Origin of the sequence: Sphingobacterium sp. Ag1, from assembly GCF_000988325.1 — a bacterium.
In the GTDB taxonomy this organism is placed as follows: domain Bacteria; phylum Bacteroidota; class Bacteroidia; order Sphingobacteriales; family Sphingobacteriaceae; genus Sphingobacterium.
Window position 1 is genome coordinate 117,251 of the sequence record NZ_LBGU01000033.1, and the last position, 26,822, is coordinate 144,072.

Annotated in this window: 21 protein-coding genes; 7 read left to right on the plus strand and 14 right to left on the minus strand. The window is 40.2% G+C overall.

The genetic code is table 11. The features are described from left to right. The first annotated feature begins 1 nt into the window (after position 1). Positions 2-469 carry a hypothetical protein gene (locus tag AAW12_RS09065; RefSeq protein ID WP_046673293.1) on the plus strand — a complete coding sequence of 156 codons (468 nt, stop codon included), beginning with the start codon at positions 2-4 and terminating at the stop codon, positions 467-469. A gap of 127 nt (positions 470-596) precedes the next feature. Here AAW12_RS09065 and AAW12_RS09070 read toward each other — a convergent pair whose 3' ends face one another. From AAW12_RS09070 to AAW12_RS09085, 4 genes are all read right to left on the minus strand, one after another. Then, a complete protein-coding gene (locus tag AAW12_RS09070) occupies positions 597-1,346 on the minus strand; it encodes a LytR/AlgR family response regulator transcription factor (protein WP_046673294.1) in 750 nt (249 codons plus the stop codon). Between the two features lie 125 nt (positions 1,347-1,471). Then, the gene (locus AAW12_RS09075) at positions 1,472-2,539 is read right to left on the minus strand and encodes a sensor histidine kinase (protein WP_053003594.1); all 1,068 of its coding nucleotides are present in this window, start codon (positions 2,537-2,539) and stop codon (positions 1,472-1,474) included. A 6-nt stretch (positions 2,540-2,545) separates the two neighbouring features. After that, positions 2,546-3,160, minus strand: coding sequence for a tetratricopeptide repeat protein (locus tag AAW12_RS09080; RefSeq protein WP_046673295.1), 615 nt, complete (start codon positions 3,158-3,160; stop codon positions 2,546-2,548). 153 nt (positions 3,161-3,313) lie between these two features. After that, the gene (locus tag AAW12_RS09085) at positions 3,314-5,461 is read right to left on the minus strand and encodes a carboxypeptidase-like regulatory domain-containing protein (RefSeq protein ID WP_046673296.1); all 2,148 of its coding nucleotides are present in this window, start codon (positions 5,459-5,461) and stop codon (positions 3,314-3,316) included. Between the two features lie 271 nt (positions 5,462-5,732). Here AAW12_RS09085 and AAW12_RS09090 point away from each other — a divergent pair, with 271 nt between their 5' ends. From AAW12_RS09090 to AAW12_RS09110, 5 genes are all read left to right on the plus strand, one after another. Continuing rightward, complete coding sequence (locus tag AAW12_RS09090; RefSeq protein WP_046673297.1) at positions 5,733-6,701, plus strand: D-2-hydroxyacid dehydrogenase family protein; 969 nt, start codon at positions 5,733-5,735, stop codon at positions 6,699-6,701. A 23-nt stretch (positions 6,702-6,724) separates the two neighbouring features. Then, entirely contained in the window at positions 6,725-7,771 is a 1,047-nt protein-coding gene (locus AAW12_RS09095; RefSeq protein WP_046673298.1) for an 8-amino-7-oxononanoate synthase, read from the plus strand. A 247-nt stretch (positions 7,772-8,018) separates the two neighbouring features. Then, positions 8,019-8,303 (plus strand): HU family DNA-binding protein, encoded by a 285-nt coding sequence (locus AAW12_RS09100; RefSeq protein WP_046673299.1) that lies wholly within the window; start codon positions 8,019-8,021, stop codon positions 8,301-8,303. Between the two features lie 18 nt (positions 8,304-8,321). Further along, positions 8,322-9,158 carry a tetratricopeptide repeat protein gene (locus tag AAW12_RS09105; protein ID WP_046673300.1) on the plus strand — a complete coding sequence of 279 codons (837 nt, stop codon included), beginning with the start codon at positions 8,322-8,324 and terminating at the stop codon, positions 9,156-9,158. A 304-nt stretch (positions 9,159-9,462) separates the two neighbouring features. Beyond that, entirely contained in the window at positions 9,463-11,016 is a 1,554-nt protein-coding gene (locus AAW12_RS09110) for a ribonuclease E/G (protein WP_046673301.1), read from the plus strand. A 69-nt stretch (positions 11,017-11,085) separates the two neighbouring features. Here the strand turns inward: AAW12_RS09110 and miaA are convergent, their stop codons facing one another. The 3 genes from miaA to AAW12_RS09125 form a co-directional block, all read right to left on the minus strand. After that, positions 11,086-11,985, minus strand: coding sequence for a tRNA (adenosine(37)-N6)-dimethylallyltransferase MiaA (gene miaA / locus AAW12_RS09115; protein WP_156167601.1), 900 nt, complete (start codon positions 11,983-11,985; stop codon positions 11,086-11,088). After that, complete coding sequence (locus AAW12_RS09120; protein ID WP_046673303.1) at positions 11,982-13,154, minus strand: Gfo/Idh/MocA family protein; 1,173 nt, start codon at positions 13,152-13,154, stop codon at positions 11,982-11,984. The genes miaA and AAW12_RS09120 overlap by 4 nt, the downstream gene beginning before the upstream one ends. A gap of 64 nt (positions 13,155-13,218) precedes the next feature. Then, positions 13,219-13,998: a hypothetical protein gene (locus AAW12_RS09125; protein WP_053003595.1), complete on the minus strand. Its 780-nt coding sequence runs from the start codon at positions 13,996-13,998 to the stop codon at positions 13,219-13,221. 265 nt (positions 13,999-14,263) lie between these two features. Between AAW12_RS09125 and def the strand changes: the two genes are divergently transcribed. After that, positions 14,264-14,845: a peptide deformylase gene (gene def, locus AAW12_RS09130; protein WP_046673304.1), complete on the plus strand. Its 582-nt coding sequence runs from the start codon at positions 14,264-14,266 to the stop codon at positions 14,843-14,845. Between the two features lie 110 nt (positions 14,846-14,955). On the opposite strand, the gene AAW12_RS09135 is transcribed toward def, so the two are convergent. From AAW12_RS09135 to AAW12_RS26485, 7 genes are all read right to left on the minus strand, one after another. Continuing rightward, entirely contained in the window at positions 14,956-15,567 is a 612-nt protein-coding gene (locus tag AAW12_RS09135) for a trimeric intracellular cation channel family protein (RefSeq protein ID WP_046673305.1), read from the minus strand. A 96-nt stretch (positions 15,568-15,663) separates the two neighbouring features. Next, positions 15,664-18,027 carry a hypothetical protein gene (locus AAW12_RS09140; protein ID WP_053003596.1) on the minus strand — a complete coding sequence of 788 codons (2,364 nt, stop codon included), beginning with the start codon at positions 18,025-18,027 and terminating at the stop codon, positions 15,664-15,666. A gap of 11 nt (positions 18,028-18,038) precedes the next feature. Further along, positions 18,039-20,639, minus strand: a complete 2,601-nt coding sequence (locus tag AAW12_RS09145) for a hypothetical protein (RefSeq protein WP_053003597.1) — start codon at positions 20,637-20,639, stop codon at positions 18,039-18,041. A gap of 2 nt (positions 20,640-20,641) precedes the next feature. Continuing rightward, positions 20,642-21,538, minus strand: coding sequence for a hypothetical protein (locus AAW12_RS09150; protein ID WP_231585237.1), 897 nt, complete (start codon positions 21,536-21,538; stop codon positions 20,642-20,644). A 120-nt stretch (positions 21,539-21,658) separates the two neighbouring features. Beyond that, the gene (ppk1, locus tag AAW12_RS09155; RefSeq protein ID WP_046673307.1) at positions 21,659-23,680 is read right to left on the minus strand and encodes a polyphosphate kinase 1; all 2,022 of its coding nucleotides are present in this window, start codon (positions 23,678-23,680) and stop codon (positions 21,659-21,661) included. A gap of 161 nt (positions 23,681-23,841) precedes the next feature. Continuing rightward, a complete protein-coding gene (locus tag AAW12_RS09160) occupies positions 23,842-25,026 on the minus strand; it encodes a Pycsar system effector family protein (protein ID WP_231585238.1) in 1,185 nt (394 codons plus the stop codon). Between the two features lie 1,338 nt (positions 25,027-26,364). After that, entirely contained in the window at positions 26,365-26,508 is a 144-nt protein-coding gene (locus AAW12_RS26485) for a hypothetical protein (RefSeq protein ID WP_197084003.1), read from the minus strand. Positions 26,509-26,822: the final 314 nt, after the last annotated feature.

The window sequence follows — 26,822 nt, forward strand, 5'->3', positions numbered from 1 at the left end:
AATGTGCAGTAAGACGATCTATAAACTCCTGGGGCCGTTTGTTGCGTTGTTAACGCTGGTTAGCAACCTAAAAGCGCAAGATTATTTAATCGGTCCTTCACTGAGTTATCAGTTCCAAAAAGGCAGTGTATTAAAAACGGGTGCTTATTTCGCATTCCCTTTTAGTGGAGATCATATACTGCGAGCAGATGCAACAGCAAACTTTACTTGGACACAAAAAAAGTTTGCCGTAATCCCTGAGGCTGCAATAACGTATTATCCCCAAACCTATGTCTTGACTCCTTTTGTTCGTACAGAACTTACTCCATATACCATTACCCCCAAAGTTGGAGTGAGCTTGGCTACATTGGTGGATCTTGATTTTGGTTATGGATTTTCAATCAATGAAAAAAGAGATTATAATCCGATAAAGGGGTTTGCGGTGTCTCTTCGATTTAGTATTCCGCTAAATTATCGAATCAATATGTAGCTTAGTTTCGCGCTTTGTCTTAGCTTGGTTATGTCTGCCAAACGCTAAATTTGACGGGCCATTTTTTATGCTAGCCTATTTCTCTTGTAAAGCAATTACCCTATCGTACTTTTTGGGAACGGCAAGACTAATTGTCAAGCCATTTTTTGAAGACTGAGACTTTCTCCCGGGAGACAATAAGCTCATCCGATTCATAATGTTTAAGGTATATTTTTAGCCGGGCATTGGAATGTACAGCAATATTTTTGATGGCATCAAATTGAATAATCGTGCTTCGATTGATCCTAAAGAAATCCTTAGGAGATAGTTGTGGCATCAACGCATCCAATGTCTGATCCAAAAGATAGTTTCCATTTTCGTTGGTATAAAGGTAAGTGCCTTTGTTTTCGCTGTAAATGCATTCAACTTGCTGGCTTGTCACAACTTTTAGACTTTGGCCAATTTTGATTGTAAAGCGTTCCTTAAATGTTGGGGTAGGGTTTCTAAACAACGCTTCAAGCGATGCCAGATCGAACGGAGGATTGGGGCGTCTAAATTGGCGGAATTTTTCAATTGCATTTTCTAATTCTTCATCTTCAATTGGCTTCAGCAGGTAATCGATGCTATTTTGTTTAAAAGCACGCAACATATATTCATCGTATGCGGTGGTAAAAATAATGGCCGAACTGGGTTTCACCTGCTCCAGGATGTCAAATGAAATCCCATCCGCGAGCTGAATATCCAAAAAAAGGAGGTCTGGGTCACTGTTTGACATAAACCACTCTATGGATTCTTCCACCGTTTGCAGTACAGCAGATACGGTATAACCGAGCTCCTCAAGTTTTCTTCGAAGTAATCTCGCCGATGGAAGTTCGTCTTCTATAATTAATATTTTCATTGCTTATCGTGCTTCTTATCGATTATCAAATCTTTGTGCCGTTTAATTTAGTGAGGCACAATGCCGCTGGGCAGATGTTGTCTTTCAGTGCTTAGCCGCATGTATTTATTGAAGATTCCATGGTTCTAGGGGGTTATTTCATTGATGATGGGCAATCCGACAGAAAATAATAGATCAGTTTCCTGAATATGCACCGCTAGATTGGACAGGATAGCATAACGTTCCTGAATATTTTTCAAACCGATTCCCGAATGATCATGGAGCACTTTCTTTTTTTGAAGATTGTTTTCAACATAGAGGTAATTATTTTTTCTATAAATCTTCAATAAAAGCGGCTTCCTGATCGAAATAATATTGTGTTTGATTGCATTTTCGATCAGTAATTGAAGGGAAAGCGGTAATATAAAACCAGTATGCTGCTCCGCATTGATCTGTAGATCGATCTGTATACCGGCTTCGAAGCGCAGACTCAAAAGGTTTAAATAAGCCTTTGAAAAAGTAAGCTCTTCCTGTAAAGAAACGAGGCTTTTGTCCCTTTGTTCCAATACATAGCGATATATCCTAGAAAGGTCTGTCGTAAACATACTGGCTTTTTTAGGGCTTTCCTCAATTAATCCATTCAATACATTCAAACTGTTGAACAAAAAATGTGGGTCGAGTTGATTCTTGAGCGACTCAAATTGTGCTGCTATTTGTTGTTTTTCCTGATGAGACTCTTTGATTTGGTAATCTTTGAATCTTTTATAGAAATAGAAACCAAAAAAAATCATTGAAATGCACCAAGATATCATCGCGGTTTGAAAATAATATGCAACACGTTGTTGATGAATAAATTGGTGAAAACGCTGAGCGAAATTTTTGGGAACACCCGGGTTAAAAAGTCCAGAGAAAAAAGCATTGACAATAAAAACGACCAGTACGGTCAAGAAGAAACTGATACTGTAAAAAACAATTATCTTCTTCACAAAATCTTTACTGTTTGGGTACTTTTTCCCAACCCATTTCGATAGATAGCTATGACCTAGAAAGAGAAAAAATCCGTATAGTAAACCTCGGACCATATTAGGGTGAAAGATGATGGATATCCAAGGGACATCGTTATGGTCAAGCTTGGCCACAACCACAAAATAGATGGTCACGACCAAGCTTGCGAGTAGTGCTTGTATAATCGCTTTAAATGGTGCTTTTTTCACAACGTGTTATTTGCATTCCTTTACGAGTTGTTCTGCCCGATCTTTGCCCCATGAAGGTGCAAATGGCGTAGTAATCTTCTCTTCACCGAATAAAGATAGTGCTTTCTTTGCATCCTCACATTCTTTGCTGGTATCCTGGTTGAAATTTTTTTTTGCGTTTATTTGGAATTCCGCTAGTCCCAATACCGCACGTGGATTGTTTGGCGCAAGGCTGATGGCTTTTTGATATAGAGCTATAATCTTAGGCGAAAGCTCTTTGGCTTTTGTCATGGGATCTGTGATCATCAATGCTGTTTGGTTCATCGCTTTCAGTACAAGCCATTCTGAATTGTTGTCCTGGGCGCTATTGTTTAGTATTTCTTCTGCAGACTGTATATATTTTGCCTGTGTCTCTTTATTTTTCTCCCTAAAGGATGCTGTTGTCAGTACCATGGCCTGATAATAGGCAGGAATCCAATTATCCTTCTCTGCCTGAGCAATACGCTCTAAAAGAGCGGCTGCTTTCTGTGTCTCTCCCGATTGCCATAAACCCATGGCTTGTCCCATACTTTTTTCAAAATTGCCTTGTGCAAATACGCTTCCGCTTATAAGGCAGATGAGGACGATAATAAATGATTTCATGATCTTTCGTTTTTAGTTGTAAATATTTTTCTAAGTTATTGTTGTTGTGTGTGATGTATATGTTATTGATTGTTCTTGAAGTTGGCAATCCTTCGCTTCAAACAGAAATAATTTTGGATGGGCCGACATATTTCGATGATGAGTTGATGCTTATTATAGATTGTCCAATTGATTGTCTTTTTCATTTTTACTGATTGTCCAGAAATAGCCCAGAAACACAAAGCGCTTGGCGGTAGGGACAATCGGTCTACGGTCATAGATTCCTTGTGAATTTGGTCGGTCTGCATATTGATAGCCATAGATTGGGCTAGCGCCAAGAACATTACTGACGGAGAAATGGATAATTTTTTGCTGGCTATAAAGGAACGACCAACTCATAGAGAGATTATTGTAACCTTTTGTATGGCTATTCATAAATACTGTTTGATTGGGATCATTGTAATTTCTGCCGGATACAAACGAATTTGTCACACTGAGCTGTGAACGTAGACTGGGTAGCCAGTATTTCCCAACGATATAGAAACTGTGTTTGTAGATATATGGGGGAGTGACTGTCGTCGGATAGTTCGCTTCATTTCGCTTACTGTCCGTATAGGAATATGAAATCCAGTATTGCAGATTTTTGATGCTACTGCTGTTTTTATAAAATAGGTCAAAGCCTTTGACCTTACCGCTTCCGTTATTGTCATATTGGCTGTCGTAATTTGGCGTCGCACTGTTGTATTTTACCAAATTGTTGTATTCTTTATGATAAGCTTCTAAGCGAAGTAAGTGCCCTCCACGGGCATAGAAATAATTTGCGATATAGTGATTGGCTTCCATCCAACCAAGCTGAGGGGCATATTTTAATAGAGGTGTTGGTGCCTGCTGATGGAAGTTCCCATAGGCAAGTGAGAGCTGCGTATATTTATTTAATGCGTAGCCCAGCGAAGCTCTTGGTTCTAACGTGCTCTTCGCCTGCAAATTGGAGGAAGTTTCTCGTAAGCCAATCTTTCCGATTAAGTTCGGGAGGATGCCGAAGGTCGTTTCCGTAAATACGGCGGTCATTTTGCTATGATACCCGTAGCGATAATCAATGGTTTGTCGGTGATATTCTTCTTGATAATTGGTGTCGAAATATTCTATTCCGCCAATACTTTTAATCTTATTGTTCCAGATCTTACTTAGCGTTCCTTTTAGGTGAAGACTCTTTTCTTCATTTGGCAGGTAGATTTCATCGTAGTGTAGCTTATCGGTCAGGTAGCCTAGGCCAATACCGGACTGGAATGTCCATCGATTTCCCAGATTCTGACTGTAACTGATGTTGGCGTAGGCATTATTGGATTTCTTTTTCAATGGGACAGGTTGCTCATAATTGATGTCCGCTTGGTAAAGTCCCATATTTTCGAAATTGTACGCCCCATAAATATTCAGAAAACCTTCTTTAAACTGATGGCGATAGATCGTTTCTCCGGAGGCGTTTTCATACGGTTTCGTCCATTTGATATCTGGCGTAATAATTTTGGAATAAGGTTTTAAGTTTGTATAGCTGCTGTTGAAGGTGAGGGAGCTTTTGCCCCATTTTAAGGTATGTCCTAAACCCAATCCAACGGAAGATAGCGAAAACTCTGTTTTGCGCTGTTCTATGGTATTTTCGGTGTTTAGGGCTAGAATGCTGGATAGCGCATTGCCAAATTCTGCCGAATAACCGCCTGTAGAGAAATTTACCCCTTTAAAGAGCATGGGTGAAAATCGACCTCTTACAGGAACTTCATTTGGTGTTGCGGTGTAAGGTTGGGCTACTCTGATTCCATTGATGTAGGTCTGTGTTTCGGAGGCATCTCCACCGTGAACCATAAGACGTCCATTTTCTCCCCCAACCTGTGCACCGGGCAATGTTGCTAATGCGCTGATGATGTTTCCCATGCTGCCTGCCGTGGTGACAATATCCAATGGACTCATTACCGTGTTTTTTCCGGAGCTATTGGCTTGTAGTACCCCTGCCTGAATCGTGACTTCCTGTAGGCGATTCTCACTTTCTTGCATTTGAATAATGAGCAATTCTTTCTGAGGTAGCTGAATAGACTTACTATATGTTGGGAGGCCCACAACAGACGCTTTTATCATTTTAGGACCTTGTTCATTAGTTTCAAACATGAAGTTTCCAAGTGAATCTGTAGTGCCGCCATCATAGGTGCCTTCAATAAAAACATTGGCTAAATATATCGGTTTGCCGTTTTTGCCCAGCACTTTCCCTTTTAAGATAGACTGTGCCGATACGATGGTAATACTTAAAAATAGTAAGGTTAATAACAGCTTCATTTTTCTTTAATTTTATTCAAATATCAGCGGCTGTAAGTGCTTCTGCGAAAAAGAGTGGATGGAATGTCAAAATATCATGACGAATTGCAGGATTCCAACTTTATGCTGTAAATTGATATCGAAAAGCAAAATTTCCTTCCTAAATAAGTTCCGCAATGGAAAGATGGGAACGTACTATATTGCTTTTATATGCGATGAAGTTATAGGCATATAAAAGCCTTTTACTTTCGTTTGATATTGAAAATAAGAGTTTAAAATTAAGTCAAAAAAAATGCGAATAACCATTTTAGATGACTATCAAGACGCTGTCCGACAGTTGGACTGTTTCAAAATTCTTGATGGTCACGATGTCCAAATATTGAAACAGTCCTATTCAGATCCGGCTTTACTGGCGGAAAAATTAAGCGATACGGAAGCGCTAGTGCTCATCAGAGAACGGACCCAGATTACAGAAGATCTGTTGTCCCAGCTTCCCAAACTAAAGTTAATCAGCCAAACGGGTAAAATTTCAAATCATTTGGATTTGGCTGTTTGTAGCCGCTTCCGTGTGGCTGTTGCTGAAGGTATGGGTTCTCCTATTGCTCCAGCTGAATTGACCTGGCTTTTGATCATGAATGCACTCCGAGGTTTACCTAAGGCTCTTTCAGATATGGACAAAGGGCTATGGCAAACGAACATAGGGGAATGTGTCTCCGGAAAAACAATAGGGATATGGAGTTATGGAAAAATAGGGAAGCGAATAGCGCAATATGCAAGGGCTTTTGGTGCCCAAGTAATTGTTTGGGGAAGCGAAAATTCCCGAGAAGAAGCTGTAAAAGACGGTTTTTTAGCTGCAACAAGTAAATCCGATTTTTTTCATTTTTCAGATGTTGTTACTTTACACCTTCGGTTAGTGCCTGCGACGCGAGGTATCGTAAAGCTCGAGGATCTCAGGTCTATGAAGCCGACTGCACTTTTTGTCAATACTTCCCGTGCTGAGTTGGTTGAGGAGGGGGCACTATTGACCGCTCTCGAAACAGGTGTTCCGGGAATGGCTGCGGTAGATGTCTATGAGTCCGAGCCAATCTTTGATCCTAACTATCCTTTATTGCAGCTACCAAATGTGCTCTGTACGCCACATATTGGCTATGTGGAGAAGAATGGTTATGAACGATTATTTAGACTTGCTTTTGAGAATATTGTTGCCTTTTCCGAGGGTAATCCACAGCATATCGCCAACCCCGAAGTATTGACCCGCTAATTAAATGAATCGGCTATATATAGATGAATAATTTTACACATTTAGAACAACCAACAGGTCGCGTTATCACAGTGGACGGTAAGGAATATCTTTTTTTCGGTGGAACTTCCTATCTAGGACTGGCAACAGATCAAGCATATGCTGCGATTTTCATAGAAGGTATACAGCGATATGGTATTAACAATGGCACTTCACGAAATAATAATGTGCAACAGGCCATATTTGATCAAGCGGAAGAATATGCTGCAATGCGTTTTGGTTTTGAAGCAAGTCTGTTGCTCTCAAGTGGATATCTGGCGACGCAATTTCTTGTAAGAACCTTGGCAACTGAAGGCGAAGTATTGTACGCACCCGCATGTCACCCTTCTTTATGGTTAGATAAAAATCCTGCAGCAACTGGACATTTTGTTGACTGGGCCAATGCAACGATCGAGTATATCAATCATTCACCCCAAAAATCATTTATCATCGTTAGTAACAGCTTGGACAATATGCGACCGGAATTATACGATTTCAGTGTTTTCAATCGTATTGATCCGGACAAAAAAATTATACTCCTCTTGGATGATTCTCACGGAATAGGAGTTTTGCGCAAGAATGGCATTTCATTAGATAAGAGTAGTTTTCAACAGGCTAATATTGAGCTGATTGTCGTCGCATCCTTGGCGAAAGGCCTGGCAACAGATGCTGGATTGATTTTGGCCGATGAAGAACGAATTAAGTATTTCAAGCGATCAAACTTTTATACAGGGGCTTCTCCAAGTTCGCCAGCGAGCTTATATGCATTTATCCATGGAGAGCAGATCTATTTACAGCAATTCGAAAAGTTGCAGAATAATATTGATTCCTTCAAAGCACATATGGGGTCTGGATTAAGCGTTGTTGCTAATTTTCCGGTGTTTTCATCAACGGATACGGGCCTTTATGCGAGGCTGATGAATGCCGGAGTACTGGTGTCAAGTTTTCCTTATCCTCTTGCTACAGATCCCCTATTAAATCGGATTGTGGTAAATGCACACCATACTAAGGCAGATTTGGATCAGCTAAGTCATGCAATTGGCATATATTGATTTTTATATGACAACTAATAAGTCAACATCTTGTAAATTAGATAATTGTTTTTATTTTTGAGATTTATTTAAGGGATGGACGAACGTAATGTCTCGTTAATTGATTGTAAATGTTTGGCTTTTGGAAGCTTATTTATCAAAAAAGTATTTAAATAATTTCCATTACTCATTTTAAAACAATACTTTTGCATCCCCAAACATTAGTTGGCTTAAGGGTTGAAAAATAAATAATTACAGTAAAATAGATATGACTAAAGCAGAAATTATTGCAGAAATCTCTACCAAAACTGGCTTAGAGAAGGTAGATGTTCAAGAAACCGTAGAGGCGTTCTTTAAAGTTGTCAAAAACGCAATGATCGGAGGAGAAAATGTATATGTAAGAGGTTTTGGTAGCTTCGTAGTCAAAAAAAGAGCTGAGAAGACTGCAAGAAACATTTCAAAAAATACAGCAATCATTATCCCTGAACACTTTGTTCCTAGTTTCAAGCCAGCAAAAATTTTCGTAGAGAAAGTAAAGAATGGCAATAAATAATCTTTAAAATAGATTAAAATGGCAAAAACCAAACAGATAATAGTCATAGGATCAGTAGTAGCCTTGGTTGCTGTGCTTTTAGCGCAGCCTATTAAAGGTTTGGTGAACAAAGAAAAACAAACTGCTGCAGCATCTGAGTCGAAGCCGTCCAATGAAGTGAATTTGGAAAATATATCTTCGATGACAAAACAAGGTTTAGATGCTAGTTTAGTCAAAGAAATTTCCGATATTGAGGGCCAAGTTGCAAAAGCTTCTGGAGAGGATAAGATAAAGCTGTTGCAACAGTTGGCAGATAAGTGGGATGATGTCGCAAAACCAGCTCCTCAGGCTTTCATCTATGAGGAAATGGCAAAGGTTTCACCGAAGTTTGAGTATTGGTTGAAAGCAGGTAATGCTTATCGTGCCGCTTATACAAATTTGCAGGATTCTACTTTAGCTCAAGCGTTGAATCAAAATGCTATTCATGCATATGAGGCTGCGTTAAAAGCGAATACAAGTAGTTTAGATGCAAAAACAGGATTGGGTGCCGCAATGGTATCGGGAACGAACAACCCTATGGCAGGTATTGCCTTATTGCGGGAAGTCGTTGCTGCCGATCCTAAAAATTTAGAAGCAAACAAAACTTTGGGATTGTTTTCATTACAATCCCGTCAGTTTGACAAAGCCATCGAGCGTTTTAAGACCGTTATCGATCAAAAACCCGATGCTGAGTCATACTTTTACTTAGCCACAGGCTATGAAAATATTGGGATGAAAAAGGAAGCCGTTACAGCTTTTCAAAAAAGTAAGGAATTGGCTGCCGATCCTTCCCTATCACAATTCATCGATCGAAAGATCGCCGAATTGAGCAAGTAATTAATTTATTATTTTATAATCATTAAAAAATTTAGCTATGCCAAGCGGAAAAAAAAGAAAAAGACACAAGATGGCTACTCACAAACGTAAAAAACGTTTAAGAAAAAATAGACACAAGAAAAAATAGTCTTGTGATAAGCTTTTAAACATCTTGGCCCATTTTGCTGAGATAGCTTTACGAAACGATCTACATGTCTGTGAAGGGGATGTAGATTGTTTTTTTCGTAACAACGTTCTTTAAATGTTTAATCGGATACCCAAGATTGCGATAGGATATTGCATAGGTATCAAAAATGAGTAGCTTTTGGTAAAGGAATTAATTATCGATTCAACTCCTGATAAAGGGGTAACTATTGCTTTACTACAAGATAAGCAGCTTGTTGAACTTAACCGCGAGCCCGCAAATAATAACTTCGCCGTTGGAGATATCTATCTCGGACGTATCAAGCGAATTATGCCTGGGCTTAATGCAGCTTTCGTAGATGTAGGCTACGAAAAGGATGCTTTTCTACATTATTTAGATTTGGGTCCTCAAGTTCAATCTTTGCTAAAGCTTACGCGTATAGTGAAGAATGGCAGTTATCAAGAGAAACTGCTCAATAGTTTAAAACTTGAAAAGGATATCGATAAAGCTGGTAAGATCTCTGATGTCTTGAGCAAAAATATGCTCGTGCCAGTACAAATCGCCAAAGAACCCATTTCAACAAAAGGACCGCGTCTGAGTTCAGACCTTTCAATAGCAGGTCGTTTTGTCGTTTTGGTACCTTTCTCAAGTACTGTTTCCATTTCCAAGCGTATCAAAGGTAGTAATGAACGCAACCGCCTAAAAAAGATTGTCGAAGGGATTAAGCCAGCTAATTTTGGTGTTATCATTCGTACAGTTTCCGAAGGTAAGGGTGTTGAAGAACTACAACGTGACTTATTGGACCTGATCTCAAAATGGGAACTATTTACCAAACGTCTTCGTAATGCTGAACCGCCTCAAAAGGTTCTTGGCGAAATGGATCGTGCATCCACTATTCTACGGGATATTTTGACAGACGAGTTTTCACATATTTATGTTAATGATCCTTCGATCTTCGAAGAAACAAAATCATATATACACGATATATCTCCAGATTTGGAGAAAATTGTCAAACTTTATAAACATAAAGAGCCAATTTTTGATCATTTCGGAGTTGAAAAGCAAATCAAGGCAGCTTTTGGCAAAACGGTAACATTGCCTGGTGGTGCGTATCTCGTTATTGAGCATACCGAAGCCCTGCATGTCATCGATGTCAACAGTGGTAACCGTTCTGCGAATAAGGAGAATCAGGAAGACAATGCATTGCTGGTCAATATGGAAGCAGCAAAAGAAATTGCGCGACAGCTGCGTTTGCGTGATATGGGCGGAATTGTAGTCATCGATTTTATCGACATGCATAAACCCAATCATCGAAAAGAGTTGTATACGTTCTTAAAAGAATGTATGGTAGCGGATAGAGCGAGACATACGATTTTGCCTCCAAGTAAATTTGGATTGGTTCAAATTACACGTCAGCGCGTTAGACCTGAAATGAATATTGTCACAAACGAAAAATGTCCGGCTTGTGATGGTACAGGTGAAATCCGATCAAGTATTGTCCTTATGGATGATATAGAAAATAATTTGAGCTTTATTCTTCAAGAACAGAACGAAAAGAAGGTGACCTTATGTGTTCACCCTTATATAGACGCCTACATTAAGTCTGGTTTGATTTCTAAAAGAATGAAATGGTTCATGAAGTACGGAAAATGGATTAAAGTAAATCCAATGACGTCATATTATCTAACTGAATTCCATTTCTTCAATGCGAAGGATGAAGAAATTAAGTTATAATAGAAAGAGATTAACGAAAAGGGTTAGTAGTAATACTAACCCTTTTTTGTTTTTATAGATCGCTTATTTTTAAACCCAATGGATAATTATACCGTCTTTTTCCATTTTTCGGAAGTAAGTCATTTGCCTTTTGGCATAGCGATGTATTTCTGTCTCCAATTTTTTGGTAAAGGCCGGGTAATCGAGCTGTCCAAGGAGATGGAGAGAAGCATATTTATACTCCAAACCATAGTATTGAAGTTGTTCGTGTGTAATCCCTTCGGTCAGGAGTTTTGCCACTTCTGCTAAAAAGCCATCATTCAATCGTTGTTTTAATCTTTGGCTAATGTGTTCGCGTCGGATTTCCACTGACGGATTTAATCCGATAACGATGCTTTCTACCGTTTGTTGCCGAGCGATGTGATCGGGGTGAGTGTCTAAAAATGCTAATATTTCTATTGCGCGGATGATACGTTTTTTGGTCGAAAGATCGATTTGGAAGTTCGCGGGTAGTGTATATTCCTGAAGGCGTTTTAACAGCTCCGTCTCCGGGAGGGGAAGTAACGATTCCTTGAGGCCTTCGATCGATGGGATCAGCGCATATGGATTTTGTTGTATTACACTTTGGATATATAAGCCTGTACCACCACAAAGGATAGTACGCTTTCCCCTTTCTAGAATGGATTGTCGGGCTTGATGGAAGTCAGCGATAAAGTTTCCGAGATGATAGCGTTCTCCCGGTTCATGGCTGTCGATAAGATGATAGGGAATATCTTGGTATTCCGATAGGTCTTTTCCCGTACCGATGTCCATTCTTCGATAGATCTGGCGGGAATCTGCACTGATGATTTCAGCATCGATGCGTTGGGCCAGTTGGACGGCCAGTTTCGTCTTTCCTGAAGCTGTAGGCCCTAAGATAACGATAACTTTCTCTTTCGGAACGGTTTGCTGTTCCAAAAGAGAAAGTGTATATTTTAATCTGTCTATCACAGAACAAATTTAGTCCATTTTTCTGTTCCTTCGTTATTTTTTACGACAGTATCGATAAAAGCCATGCCTCTTACGCCATCGTAAACTGTTGGAAAATCTTGTTGTTCGGCTGTCGGAGTTTGTCCTTCACGTTTTGCCGTAACTGTTGCCGCAAAATTACGGTAGATATTCGCAAATGATTCCAGTAAGCCTTCAGGGTGACCTGCTGGTACGCGGGTATTATGTGTTGCAAAAGAACTCAACGTATAAGGCGCTGCGTAAGCATTTCCTGTGCGATAAAGCTGACGAGGCTGATCAAGCATCTTGATGATTAAATTGTTCGGATCCTCATTTGCCCATTCCAATCCACCTTTTTCGCCGTAGATACGGATACGAACGGCATTTTCTTCTCCGGCTGAAATTTGCGAAGCCATTAATACACCTTTAGCACCATTTTCGAACCGCAAAAGCACCGAACCATCGTCATCCAATAGACGACCTTCAACAAATGTTGTGAGGTCTGCACATAGTTCTTGGATTTTTAACCCCGATACATATTCCGCTAAATGCGCAGCATGGGTACCGATATCACCCATAACCAACGATTTACCTGAGCGTTTCGGATCTGCACGCCAAGCGGCCCCGGCATTACCTTCGCGTTCTGTTAATCGGCTTAACCAACCCTGTGGATACTCAACCACAATCTTTCTGATCTTACCGAAATGACCTTCTTTAACCATCGCTTTGGCTTGTTTAACCATCGGGTAGCCAGAATACGTATGCGTAAGACACAGTGTGCGGCCTGTGCGCTCTACTGTTTCTTGTAATTCTTTTGCTTCTTCAACAGATACGGTCATCGGTTTTTCAACAACAACATCAAAGCCTTTTTCTAGTGCTAATTTAGCAGGAGCAAAATGCAAAAAGTTTGGAGTTACGATCGTTACAAAATCCATACGCTCGCCTTCAGGAAGCAAAGATTCTTTTTCGATCATCTCTTCATAGTTTAGATAGACACGTTCAGGAGCTACAAATAAGTCTTCTCCAGATTGTTTTGAAATCTGTGGATCAATACTAAATGCACCACAAACCAGTTCAATCTTGCCATCCATAAAAGCAGCAATACGGTGTACAGCGCCAATAAAGGCATCGTTTCCGCCTCCGACCATACCCATGCGAAGTTTTCTCTTCATAACGTTATTATTTTTGATTATTTATTTTTCAAACCCTTACAGTGTACAATATACACAATTTAGCTTATTTTATATATAAAATCATCTTGATGCTGCCCATATTTTCCTTTGGAAAGCCCTTCGGATATTGTTCCATCAATACCTTTAGCTCTTCAGTATTGCGGTAAACATATCTTTTTGTCCCTGCTATCCAAAAGTTGATAGGTGCAGTTATTTCCTTCGCAACAAACCCAATTTTTTCGAGCGAAGAATGTTGGCTCCAATCACGGTCGGTGAAAGTCATAATGTCTCCTGGCGAGAAATCGCTAGAAAAGGCTTTAATTAATTTGCTAAGGCCTCCTATGACATTAATACCTGTTTTATTACAAAAGCGTAATAGTTCAAACGAGCGATAGTCTTCATCTTTATCCAACATTCGGCGGCCTCCAGAGAATACCGCGACTGCAACAAGCTCTCCCTGTTCATAAAGGCCATAACGATACTTGCCGGGAAGAGCGGTTTGTAAATGATGTTCCACGAGGAACTGTAAACTCGTTCTTTTGTCGATCCGGGCAACTACAGTATTACGTGCGTAAATGCGTTTGTCATTTTTTGTTCTAGAAACAATGCGCCTGACGATCAAATCAAACTTTGTTATTAATTGGTCTTCATCGATATGAATACAAGGATCGGAAGTATCACGTCTAACGGATTTCTCGTGAGGGTATAACAAAATATTGATTGTTAATTCCGGAGAAGATATTTGTATAAATCCATCAACTGTAGAGAGCCTTAATGGCACTTCAAGAGCTTGCTCAAGCTTAAGTTTGAACTGTGTTGACAAATCTATAAATGAAGGATCCATAAAACAAAAGTAACTTTTATGGAAGTTTTGACGAAATATTCAGTTTTAATAATTATCCGTACCTTTGTACCCAAGAATATAATGGAGCTACAGCGTATCCTTGTTAAAAAAGTACAATGACTCAGGATGAGCAATTAGCCTGACATGATCTAAAATATAAACGTGCTAAAATTACAACAGGTGCCAAGTGACCTTTAAAAGCAAACAGCGTGTAACGAGCTCAGGTAGAAATGAGTATCGGCACTTATAAATAATTATAATACATATGAAACTTCCGATAGTGGCGTATGGCGACCCTGTATTAAGAAAGGTCGCTGAGGAAATAGATGAAGACTATCCAGATTTAAAGAAATTGATTGATGATATGTTCGATACCATGTATGCAGCACATGGTGTCGGTTTGGCAGCTCCACAGGTAGGTTTGCCTATACGTATGTTCGTTATCGATGCAACTCCTTTCGCAGAAGATGATGAAGAAAACAAAGAAATGCTCCAATCGTTCAAAAAAGTTTTCATCAATCCCATCATGGTTGAGGAGTCTGGTGAAAAATGGGCTTTCGGTGAAGGATGTCTAAGTATCCCAGATATTAATGAGGACGTATTGCGTCACCGAAATATTCGCATCAATTACTTAGATGAGAACTTTGAAGAGCATGAAATGGACTTAACAGGTTTGGCTGCCCGTGTGGTACAGCACGAATATGATCATATTGAAGGTAAACTATTTACCGACAAATTGAGCGCCTTGAAGAAGACGATGCTAAAAGGTCGATTGGATGCTATCGCGAAAGGAAATATTCGCGTTAGTTATAAAATGAAATTTCCACTGCAAAAGAAAAAGCGTTAGTTTATACTAACGCTTTTTCTTTAACGCTTGCTTCTAATCCATTTTTGAGATCGGGTCGCTAATCCAGTAAAGCATGTTCTAGAAAGTTTACATGCTAAGAAGGACTTTTCTCAATCCAAGCGGGGTAAATACAAACGGTATTTAACGGCCGTCATTCGTATTAAAAAGACAACAGCAGCTCCTATAAAGGCTGCCCAAGAAATATCGAGATTAAGGTGCACCAGCAAGATATACGTGAGCCCTCCCCCTAAACAGGCCGTAGCATATACTTCTTTTTTAAAGATTAGCGGGGTTTCGTTGAGTAGCACGTCGCGCGTCATCCCTCCACATACCGCCGTGAACATTCCAAAAATAATGGCAGCATAGGTATTGCTTTCGTAGTTGAGTGATTTTTGTACCCCAAGGATGGTAAAAAAGCTAATTCCGATGGCATCAAAAAGTGTCAATGTACGATAATAACCATACAACTGTTTATTGAAGATAATGGCAATTAAAATTCCGAGGAAAATAGCGATGAGGTAATTGCTATCATTGACCCATACCGGGCGTAGATTTAAAAATACATCCCGCATCGATCCACCGCCAATGGCTGTCACAAAGCCTAAAAAGGCTGCCCCAAAAATATCAATATCTTTACGTTTTGCCGAGAGGGTACCCGATATTGCAAAAAATAAAGTACCAAGCAAATCGCTTAGATAAAAATAGTTGGCATCAGTAATCATGGTAATCCTTTTTAAATCAATATGTTAAATCCTCCATTTGACGTTGTCCCATTTAGCCTATATCAACGGGGATAAACTTCCCTTTATTGGACAAATTTAGGAGAAATCTTGATAGTTTAAATTCACCGAAAGGCGAATTGCTTTCAAACCCGCAATTCCTTGTACATCTTCCAATTTTAAATGTTCGATGGTATGCTCAATAATGCCCATGTCATAGATTGCCTGTATACTTAGCATGAGATCTTCCAGGATTTCATCCGATAAATAGACAATAGCAATTTTATTGACCTGGGTAAGTCGTTCTTTGGTTCGCTTTATCCGAATTTTGTCTATTCTTTTTTTGATGATTTCGTAACGGATATTGAGCGATCCCTCAACATCGAACCGGCGTTCATCCTCCCGGAAGCTGATATCAATGCTATGTGGATTGATAAAAATCAATTGTGTTGTTTCTAAAGCCAGTGGCAGCATAGCTTTCACGTGGTATGCTTTCAGCGCAATTCTGGCCATCGAAATAATCTGCTGACGCCTAAATACATTGATGAATTCGTAGCTGAACCGTTGTTGGGGCGTAATGGATTCGCCGATATAAATGTCATATTCAATACCGTCTGTCCTGAACTTTTGAAAATAAGACGGGTAATTTCCCTGGATGAAGCTATTGAAATGATCCAGTTCTCTACTGATCAATTGATTGATCTGGCGTAAAGAAGTTTCAAACTCATTCCGATAAAACTCCCCGGTATCCCGATTGGTGAAAAAATGCTTCGCATAATGTTCAATCACCGCTATTTTTGACGGGAATTGCTTTCTGGCTTCTTCTAAAAATGGCTGCACATCTTTTCTGAAGAACTCAATGATCTTGACCATCGATTCATCAAAAGAGATATGGTCAAGAGATTCTGTAATTTGATCGACCCGTGCTGAAAAAGTCATAATCAATTTGTGCTTTCCGTCTAACGAGAGCTCATCAATAAGCATGGCGAGCTGTTTGACCTTGAAGCTAAAGTCTTTGAGAATAGAGGCGTTTCGTATGATCGTAGAGTCTTTGACATCGACAGCACCATAGAGCGGATAGACTTCTTCAAATACAACCGCTTTAATATGGGCATCCTGACTATCGTTTTCCAGTTCCTGAATGTACTGGGCCGCGATATGGTTAAATTTCCACTGAACCGAGGACTGTATTGTCGTAAATCGGTTAATGATGATATCGTCGATACGTTTTTTAAATTCCAGGGTGATATCCTGAGCTAGTTGTGATAAAAGCGGAACCAGAGAACCTAAGGCTTGCATAGTTTCATTGTCGAGCTGATCTTGTTCACGGTTGTATATTTCCAATATGCCTGAAAGAGAATGATTATGAATAAGTGGAATACACAAATAGGTCGTTACCCCCGACAAGCTAATCCGCTCGTCGAAAACGGACGTGGTATTCCGGATACCATTCGTCGCATTACTTGTATAAAATATCACATGCGGATGCTTCAGGTAACCTGCGATTTCAGGATCGATCTTAAAGGTTTTATTGGCGGTATACGCTTCAGCAAACAAGATGCTTTTATTGGTGATTGAATAATCGAAAAATGGTACCCCATTTAATTGGAACAGCGGAAATAGACTAAATACGGTATCAGGCCCCTTTAATAGCGGTTTGATGATCTTTTCTAAATCAGCTAAAAAGAGGTGGTAATTGTATGTAGGCAAATCCAGGAGGATGGACTGGATTCGCCGTAAGGTATGTTCTGTACTGGTCTTTCTGAAAGTCACCATGCTAAAGCCCGATAACTCAAAATCTTCCAGTTTAACGGTGTTGATAACGGTATTCCAGTCAAAAATGGAATCACTGGGGTTTTCCGATAAACGACCTATATCAAGTGCCGGCAATGTTTTTTTTGCTTTGATCTCAACAAATTTAAAATCGATGTCTAAATCGTAATAATCAATAATCTCCCCCTGATCATCGAGGTGATGATAAACAATGCTGCTGTTTTCATTGGGAGAAAAGCCATAGAGTCTATCGAAGATGAGGGTATAAAAGAGCTTTTCTTGATTCGTAAGAAGGCTTCCGGCACGCATCTTCCCTTGCATTTCTTGCTCCACAAGCTGATGGCTAGATAGGTCGAAAAAGGCTTCGGTTCCATAGAAGGCTTCTTCTGCTAAGGCTGTTGTGAGTGCCCAGTACTTTTTTGGAGCAGTGTCAATCAACGATACGGAGAGGCTATAAATCAATTGCAGAATATCTTTATAGGCATTGAGATTATGCTTGCAGAGTTTGCCGTTGAGATGTTCTATTTCTTTGATGCGTTCCAACGCAAACAAGGGAATCATTTCATCCGATGAAGTGCCATTTTCAATAAAAGATTCCAGGTATTTGAAAAATGGTTCAAAGTCTAGCCTGCCATTTGTATACGTATTGGCGGTTTTTGCCGTTGTGAGTTGTACTTTCTTTATTTCCATGGATCGAAATTTTAAAAGCGGAAACCTGTGCTGAAATAGGGATACCAGCCTTCATTGGATTTCGTCATGACAAAATGCAAAGGAAGTGCATTGGCGACGATGTAATAAATGCCCCCGCCCACACCTTGATGAAACTTATCACTGTTATAGCCCTTTGCCCATACTTTTCCAATATCATACATGGTCATTAGTCCGAATTCACCTGGAAGAACATAGCTTTTGATATCAAGTACTTTAACACGGGCCTCTAGGTTGTTGTACAGCATCTGTTGCCCTGCAAATCGATATTGGCGAAATCCTCTTAGATTTTCATGACCGCCTAGGAATAAATATTGATAAAATGTAGGGTTCCCGACTACGGCGCCCCCCCCTGTTCTATTGGCGAATATAATGCCTTCATTGAATGCACTGAAATAGCCGGTTATTGCGGCACTTAACTGCGCTGAATTTTTTGAGTACGGATTGAGTCCAAAATAGGAATTCAAAGCGGCTTCAATATATAGCCCTTTACTTGGGTTAATCTTTCGATTACGGGAGTCTTGCGTTAAAAATGCATTGATACCTGCAAAAGTTTTGTCTTTGGTAATCGATAAACTATCGTAAGAATGTAAAGCTTGGGGATTTAAAATAAATCGATCTTCATTCTCAATCGGATCTAAGTGGTAAAATTGGATATGCGGACCTATGGCGAAGCTTAACGTAGATGAAGGTTTCCATCTTAACTGTGGATTAATATTGAAAATATTGAATCTGCTTCTGTAATATTTTGCGCCATACTGTTCCTTTAAGAAGAGCGAGTTATTACCTACGCCGAAGAAGTTCTGCGTGTTGTCAGGAGCTTTTGCTAGCGCATCGACAACAAGATCTGCATCCCCGACAACAGCTATCCATTCGCCTCTATAGTGAATTTTATAAGCTCCGGTCCGGAAGGCTGTTGCTACAGTCAGTTGTTGCTTATACGTAAAAGGATTTTTTCTAAATCCACGCTGATGTGTGTAAGCAGCCCCCAGCCCGAGCGAAAAACCGTCATCAGCATTATAACCCGCAGTCACCAGGGGAAGCCAGGTGTTGTAGAGGTTTACAGGAACAAATTGCGTGTTGGTACTATCTTGTGCATAATGAAGCTTTATTTTGTTCTTCTCACCCAGTAAAGTGGAGTTTTTGGTATTCTCGTAAAGCTGTATTTTCGATTTGCTTTCGTTGATAACATAAGTCTTTGGCGTGCTATCTCCAATAATTCGGAGTTTAATCGGAGAATTTGCGTTATCGATGACAACAGAGTCTTTTCCCTCACCTAAATAGAGACGAATTTCTTTTGTTAGGCGGTCTTTATAGGTTTTGTCCATCAATGCCTTGGTGACCTTACCATCTTTATTGATCTTCGAAACTTTGACTTTCAGGTTTTTATTTTCCGTGCTGTGTATTTCTACTTTTTCGTTTTTGTCGCTGAGATGGATATCGACAATGTTATTGATGAAATTATAATACTCTTCCATCGCTGAGGGTAGAGCATCACGACGGCTTTGAAGTGTTTTAAAAATTTGTTCTCCCCGAATAGCAATGGACGACTGCGGCAGGCTACGTACCGACTCCCATAATACCGAATCTGTGAGACGTGCTACAAATTGCTTAACCTCTTTAGCCCATTCCTTATGAGAAAGCTGGTTGCTCGGATGGGCATTTAAAAAACGCGATTTAAATAAAGAATAGCGAATATTGGGAATACCGGTTGTGAAACCTTGCATGACTGGGTTGACAAATTGCTGATAGATATCTTTCATCAGAAAACCTTGTGTGACACGCAGTGCCTGATCCCGATCGCGGGGAATAGGAATGTAGTCTTTATCGTGATCTGTGCTATCCTGATTTTCATTATACCAACGCCATTGATCCTCGTGTCGATCCCAATCGCTTACCAGTACATCCAGCATTCTTGCGCGCAGATATGCCTTAGCCTTAAAGTTATCATCGTTATCTTCCTGTAGTTTTCGGACAGCTTTGGGGCTGTTGTCTGAATCACCAAGTGGTTCGCGTTCTTCTAGTAAAGCCACCGTATGCTCAAAAAGAGGCGCGTATTCCCCCAATATGCTGTCTTGTGCAACAACGCCGATGATGGGATGAGCATGTGGGACGTTCACGGCATTTGCCAAAGCGGGGATCATAAGCGCCGAATAGGGATGCTGCGCGCTCGTGGCATCGTCCAAGACATCCTGTACAAAGGTCCCATGGAGTTCTTCTGGTATGAGGGATTCAGTCCTTTTATTGACTGATCGTAGTGCCCATTCCCGGCCGATTGAATCCGTCAATCGTAGGGAAACCGATTGCATCCCGCCTCCCTGTTTGACAGGATGCAGTCCCCCGTGCAAGGTTGAAAGCTGGAGCAAAGGCAAGGTGGTTTCTGCGGCCCATTCTTTGCGGTAATTTTCGCCAAGGAAGAACTTCTTGAATTTACTGGCTTTACCATATTTTGCATTTGCAACGATGCTAACACTGTCCTTGATAACAGTTTGAGCAAAGGACTTGCCCTGATGTGCAGGGGACTGTGTATGCTTTTGTTGTGAATAAGCATGACTAGCAAGAAAGAGAAGAAAGAATGGTACAACCTTTTGCATGCCTAGTGTTTTTCAAATTTATAAATGATCCCTTTATCCTGATTACCGGCTTCGCTGCTGATGTAAAGATTAAATTTTGAATCAAAGTTAATGCCTTCAGGTTGAGGGAAAATCTTCGGATCTAATGGAGAGAGCGATTTTACACGAAAATTTTCATCGGTCACCACAAGGGCTTTGTCTACAGAAGATAAGATATACCATTCCTTGCTGTCTGCTTTTTTAGCTAACGCAGAGGGTTTGAACGTTTTCTTGATTTTAGCATCCAATGCATGAAGTTCATCAAGCTGGATGACAAATTCTCCTTTCGGCTGGAATTGACCATGCTCGTCAATTGAAAAGACATAACCCGAGGTTTGCGGTTGTTTTCTGTCGACCTTACATTCTTTACACAATACGTATGCCTGGTTGCTTTCGCGGTCAACAAAAAGCCCTTCATACTCTCCTTTTGGAAGTAAATTTTTCTGTTCGACCACGTTTTTTATATCGTCCTTTTCGGTAATGGGAAAGGAATAGATGCTACCATTGCTCTTTAAGATAAAGAAATGTGTATTGCTTATCGAGATATCCTCATAGTCGCCATCTTTTCCAAAAGGGTTGAACGTAACTTTTTGTGTCGGTTGGTTAAATTTATAAAGAAAGCCCTGCTCATCTTGAATGGCATAAATATCGTCATCCTGTCCCGCGAGAAAAGCTATTCCGGATATTTCTAACAATTGGTCAGGCAAACTCATCTTTATGCCCGAAGATAATGTATAGGGTATTTGTTGCGGTTTTTCAGCTTGAACATGAGCGAGCTTGTTGTTATTTTCCTTGGTTGTATTATTCGGATTGCAGGCGAGAAAAATAACAGAAGCAAAACCTAATGCCATAGTTGTCAATATCGTGGGATTTTTCATCATTATATGATTAAATTTTAAATTGAGGAAGTCATCCGGTTTCTGAATGAGCTTACGTTCAATGATTATATTGTTGGGCTTTTAGGCTGTTCTTGTTGTAATGAGCTGCCTTGTTGAATAGCCCTATTGTCTCATGTTGCCTTTCAAATAATGAAGGATTTGTTGCTGAGAAACATTTTTCTGCTGTGTTTCTATTGCCTGATTTTGTCCGTGTTCATCCAGTAAAGTTGCTTCGGTGTCGTCTGCAAACTGAATATCGAATAGCTCTTGTATTTGATGTGCTAATGTTAGATTCAGCAATGGAAAGCAAGTTTCTATACGTCGGTAGATGTTACGGTTCATCCAGTCTGCAGAGCCTAGATACACGCTCGTTTGTGCTTGATATTGAAAAATAAATATTCTGCCATGTTCTAAATATCGTCCTACAATCCGTTTCACGACAATGTTGTCACTCAATCCGGGTACTTGTGGTTTTAGTCTACAGATTCCTCTGACCAATAATTGCAGTTTTACCCCTGCCCGGCTCGCCTCATACAATTTATTGATTAACGATTCTTCTTCCAGATTGTTTAATTTAATTTTTATTGTAGCGCTGTCTCCGTCTTTAGCTGCTTGGATGGTCTTGTCTATCAGGGATAAGAATGTATGTTTGAGATTGAACTGTGCAATTAATAGATGGTTAAAAGACAGCTCATTTTGACTATGGGGGCTTCTCCGAGCCGGTAAAAACTCGAATAGCATGTCTAATTCGTTGGTCAATAGTTTATTTGAGGTCATAAGGAAGTAGTCCGTGTAGACCTTCGCCGTTTTTTCATTTAGATTTCCTGTGCCTAATAAAGCACTTTCTCGACCCTCTTTGCGTTTGACGAGCGCTATTTTGGCATGTACTTTTAAATTGGGGATGCTATACGTGATTTTGACGCCCTGTTCTTTCATTAACCGAGCCCAATGTATATTATTCGCTTCATCAAAGCGCGCTTTCAATTCGACAAATACATTGACTCTTTTCCCATTTTTTGCTGCGGTAGCCAGCGCTTGTGCAATATGCGAATCACCGGCGATACGGTATAAGGTCGTGTAAATCTCGTCTACGGTTGGATCTATCGCGGCCTCATTAAAAAAACGTAGTATGGGATCGAACGATTCATAGGGAGTACAGATCAACAGATCCTCTCGGTCTATTTGGTCAAAGATAGATTCCCTAAAATTCTGATTCTTATTGATTTGCAGCTGTTTTGGATAAGAAAGTTCTGCTGTTTTAATCGGAAATGAAAATAGATCTTTCAGATTGTGATAGTTTCCGCCTTCGACAATGCTACTTTTTCGCAGATCAAATAGTGTTGCCAATGTTTCAATCAGCTGTTTTGGCAGATTTGGCTGGAATAGAAAGCGTGTCGCATAGCCAAGATCACGTTTATTGACTTCCGTCTCAATTTTTTGGGCAATATCACCCTCAAATTCATCTTGGAGATTTAATTCCGCATCCCTTGTGATTTTAAAGGAATAGAAATTTAATGATGTATTTCTTATGGCTTCAGGAAAAAATGCTTTGATAATATCATCGATGAGTACGACATATTTATTCCCATTGATCTCACAGGTGAAAAAGCGGCCAATATGATTTGAAGGGACATTTAGAAAGAATACCACTCCAGTATTATCGTCTGTAACGACGAAGTAGAGCTGATTGTTGATCGGAAAAAAAGAAGTATCATCAATTGGTATAATTTGGAGGTAGGAGGCAATTGTACTAAAGAAATATTGAGCTGCGAGGTCTTTTATTTCTGCTGGAATAGCTTGGTTGTAGATAAAGAATATATTTTCTTTTCCTAATTCTTGGATAATATCAGCTAGTATTAAGCCAAATTTTTCTTGTTGTTTGTTGATGGTTTTTGACGCTTTTTTATACGTGCCAATATCGATGTTCGGAATGAGCTGCCCCGGATTTTGCTTCATTATTTTTTTCCAAGCCATTAGTACAGGCATTCTAACACGATAAAATTCATCCAGATTGGATGAGAAAATAGCGAGAAACTGTAGTTTTTCCAGTAAAGGTACCTCCTCACGAGCGGCTTGGTCAAGTACCCGATCATTGAACGACAGCCAGCTGATGTCTCTGTTGATATAAAGATCTTCCTTCTTCATCCGTATAAATTTATGGTTATGGCAACGTGCTTACAACAACATCAATAATGATGCTATCTATTGGTAGCTAATGATTGATCTAAAGGCGGCATCTTTTTAAATAAAAAAGAAAGTTTGGAAAACATGATGCTGAAATATTTCACTGTTTTTATAGTATTGCATTAAAATATGGTTGCGGCGACAAAAGAAACAACCGATATAACAAGTCCAAACATAAAAATTCCATAGGCGTATCGTAGAAGCTTGTATTTTCGTCCTAATACCACACCTTGCGAATAAACATCCTTGGTGAGCATGCCATATAGAAATTCCGAGTCGACCATTACCTTCTGCATACCCTCGTTATAATCGTCGAGTTTCATTTTGTAAAAATTTCCAAAAAAGAGAAGATTGACTGATTTCTGTTCGATTTCCTCCTTTGAGAATTTACCCGACGGAATTTTGGGTATCGTTGATAGTATGGCCATGACCATGGTTGCTACCACGGCTGTAGTTAAGATAATTGTTGGGATAATTAGGTGCTCGTTGGCATCTAGTTTCCGAAATAAGACAGCAATCACGACAGAAAGGATAATAGAATTGACCGTTAAGAGGATGTTGGCCTTATTGTCTGCCATGTCGCTTAGTCGCTGATTGTTTGAGGACGTAATCCGGAACATTGTTTCTATCCCACGTTCTGGCTTACTGCCTTTCTCCTTTTCCTTCTTGTCTTCTTTTTTGCTTTCTTTATTTTTTGAGATAGATTTCTCCTGTTTTTTCTCCAGTTCTTTTAGATTCATCTCTTTTTTGGCATTAAGCTTTTGTTGCGCATATTCCGTATGGTAATGATGGCTCATTAGTAGTTTGATTGTACCGGCCCGCCATACGTCTTTATCGATCTCCTTCCCTAGTACTGCTTCAGCTTCGGCTTTCATCAGTTTGTTTCTGTTGACGAAATCCTCATTCCCAAAATGAAATAGGTCTGCGTCGCAGAGAATTTGCTCCAGCAGATTTGTAGGATCCTGAGGCATTCTCGTTGCTAAAATACAACCTTTGATTTTTTCCTGTATGGCTTCCGGTATGCCTTTGTCCTGGAGGAAATTTAAAGCAATTTCGACACTTCTCTTTTCATGACCAATAGCATTGTCAGATTTTACGTAGCCGAGATCATGAAAGTAGGCGGCACTAATAACAATAAAGTGATCCTCCTCTCCTAGTTTATAGTACGATGAAATCTCCTCCGCCGCACGTACAACAGAACGTGTGTGTATCGTATTGTGAAAACAATGGCAAACTGAAATATTTTCTGTAATATAAGTTTCAGCATATTCTTCTACCTGTTTTAAAAGCTGAGCATAATCTATCATGGACCAATATGGTTTTATTTGCAATAAAAGTATTTAATATCTTTAATTTCTTAAAAATAAGGTCTTCTTTTTTGTTATTTATTAACCTAGATCAAATTTACTGAAAAAAGCGTTATTCCAGTAGTTGTAAAATTGACTGTTATATAAGTAGATGAATTGTTCTTAAAACAGACCGCTAATCGGATGAAATATTTAGCTTTTATTAATGAAATATTTAGCTTTTATTAAAAGAGTACCCAGACTAATGCTAATCAAGGAAACCTAGGTAAAGCCTATAATAATCGAGCAAACATTTACTAAGGCGGTTATTGAGCAAGCCTCAGATTAACACCGTCGCTAGATAAAAATGAATAGAATCGTTAAATTGAGGTATTTCCCAGTCTGATGTTGAACCCTTGAATTGTTATTGTGTCTGTCTTTATAGCGTGTTTTTCCGAGTTGTTTACATATTTGCTACGTTTTTTCGTGTTTTTCGTCTGCGGGTCGGATTGGCGTTGGCCCTTTGCCGGGGCTTTCGGGGGACATGGTCGCGTTCATAATGCCATTTGTCCGTGTTGGCAGCAGGGTGAGTACGGGCTTGAAGTCGGACTCAATACGGATGCAGCACGGACGTAAGACGTTCAGAGGGTAAATCAACTCCGACTATGGTACGAAATAGATTGGGAGGGCAGTCCGAGGTTCCTGCAGACCTTTGTCAGCAGCCGGAGCGTTGTCACCGAGCGGAACCACCTTTCTCTAAATAACGAAGACTTAAGGATGCTTTATTCCTTAGGTTAGCTTTTGTTTATATTTAGCTTAGCAATAAGTTAGGGTTTGCTTAGCTACAACCTATATTATACCTAAACAAACCCTAACTAAACCCTAAACTAAACCTAAGTAAACAGGTAAGAAAGTATAGCTGCAAAAGGAGGTATTCTAGAGCACTGTGTTCTGCCATCTTTCCGGCCGTCCCCGTTTATCGGCTGCGCAATTTATCCAGTGTGCATTGTACTGCGGCTTTCGTGTGCCAGTTGTTGGGGGCATTCCCGCTATCCCGTCCCCTGTTATATCCTGCGTTGCTGTTTCTTTCCGCTGCGATCTTTCCGACGGCGCAATTTTCCGGCCTTTCCGGTACGGATTCTATCCGGGGTGCCGCGCAGGCTTTTGGCAGAAGTTCAGCCGGGATTGTGCCGGCAGATGTTCCTGATCCTTTTGGCCTCCATCTTTGCGCCCGTCCTTGTCTATCGGTTGCGCCTGTGCGCGTCGTCTTCAATTGAGCATTGAGCTGAGAGGGCTACCAGAGTGACCCCTCCGCTTGGACAAAAGCAGAGTGAAGAATGCCCTGTGCATCTTTACTGTTTACGATACCGTTTCGCTATCCCCGGGAAGTGGGAACACAGCAGGGTTGGCCCGGTTTCCGCGGTACGATCCAATTTCCAGCACCATTCCTTTTTCCCCAGGGAAGCCTGTACCGAAGCCCGGTTCCCGGTATGTACGCAGCACGCCGCGGTTCCCGGCAATGTCCAGGTTAGATCCCGGTTCCCTGCCTATTCTGCTCCAGAATCAGCCATCCCATCCTTCCGACCACCTGTTTTAAAAAAAGAATCTCGCACCCTTACAGGCAGTTAAGGGAAAAATGAAATAAATAAGAACAAAAGGCTTGGAAGTTTGTTAACAAACTCCCTATCTTTGCACCACTCCGCAAGGGAGGGACGGTTACTTCGCAGGAAGAAACCATGAAAAAAAGAAGGGTTTAAGGGAGTTTGGCAGGATTTAAAATCCCGCTGGATTTATTTTAAACGCGGAAATCTGAAAAA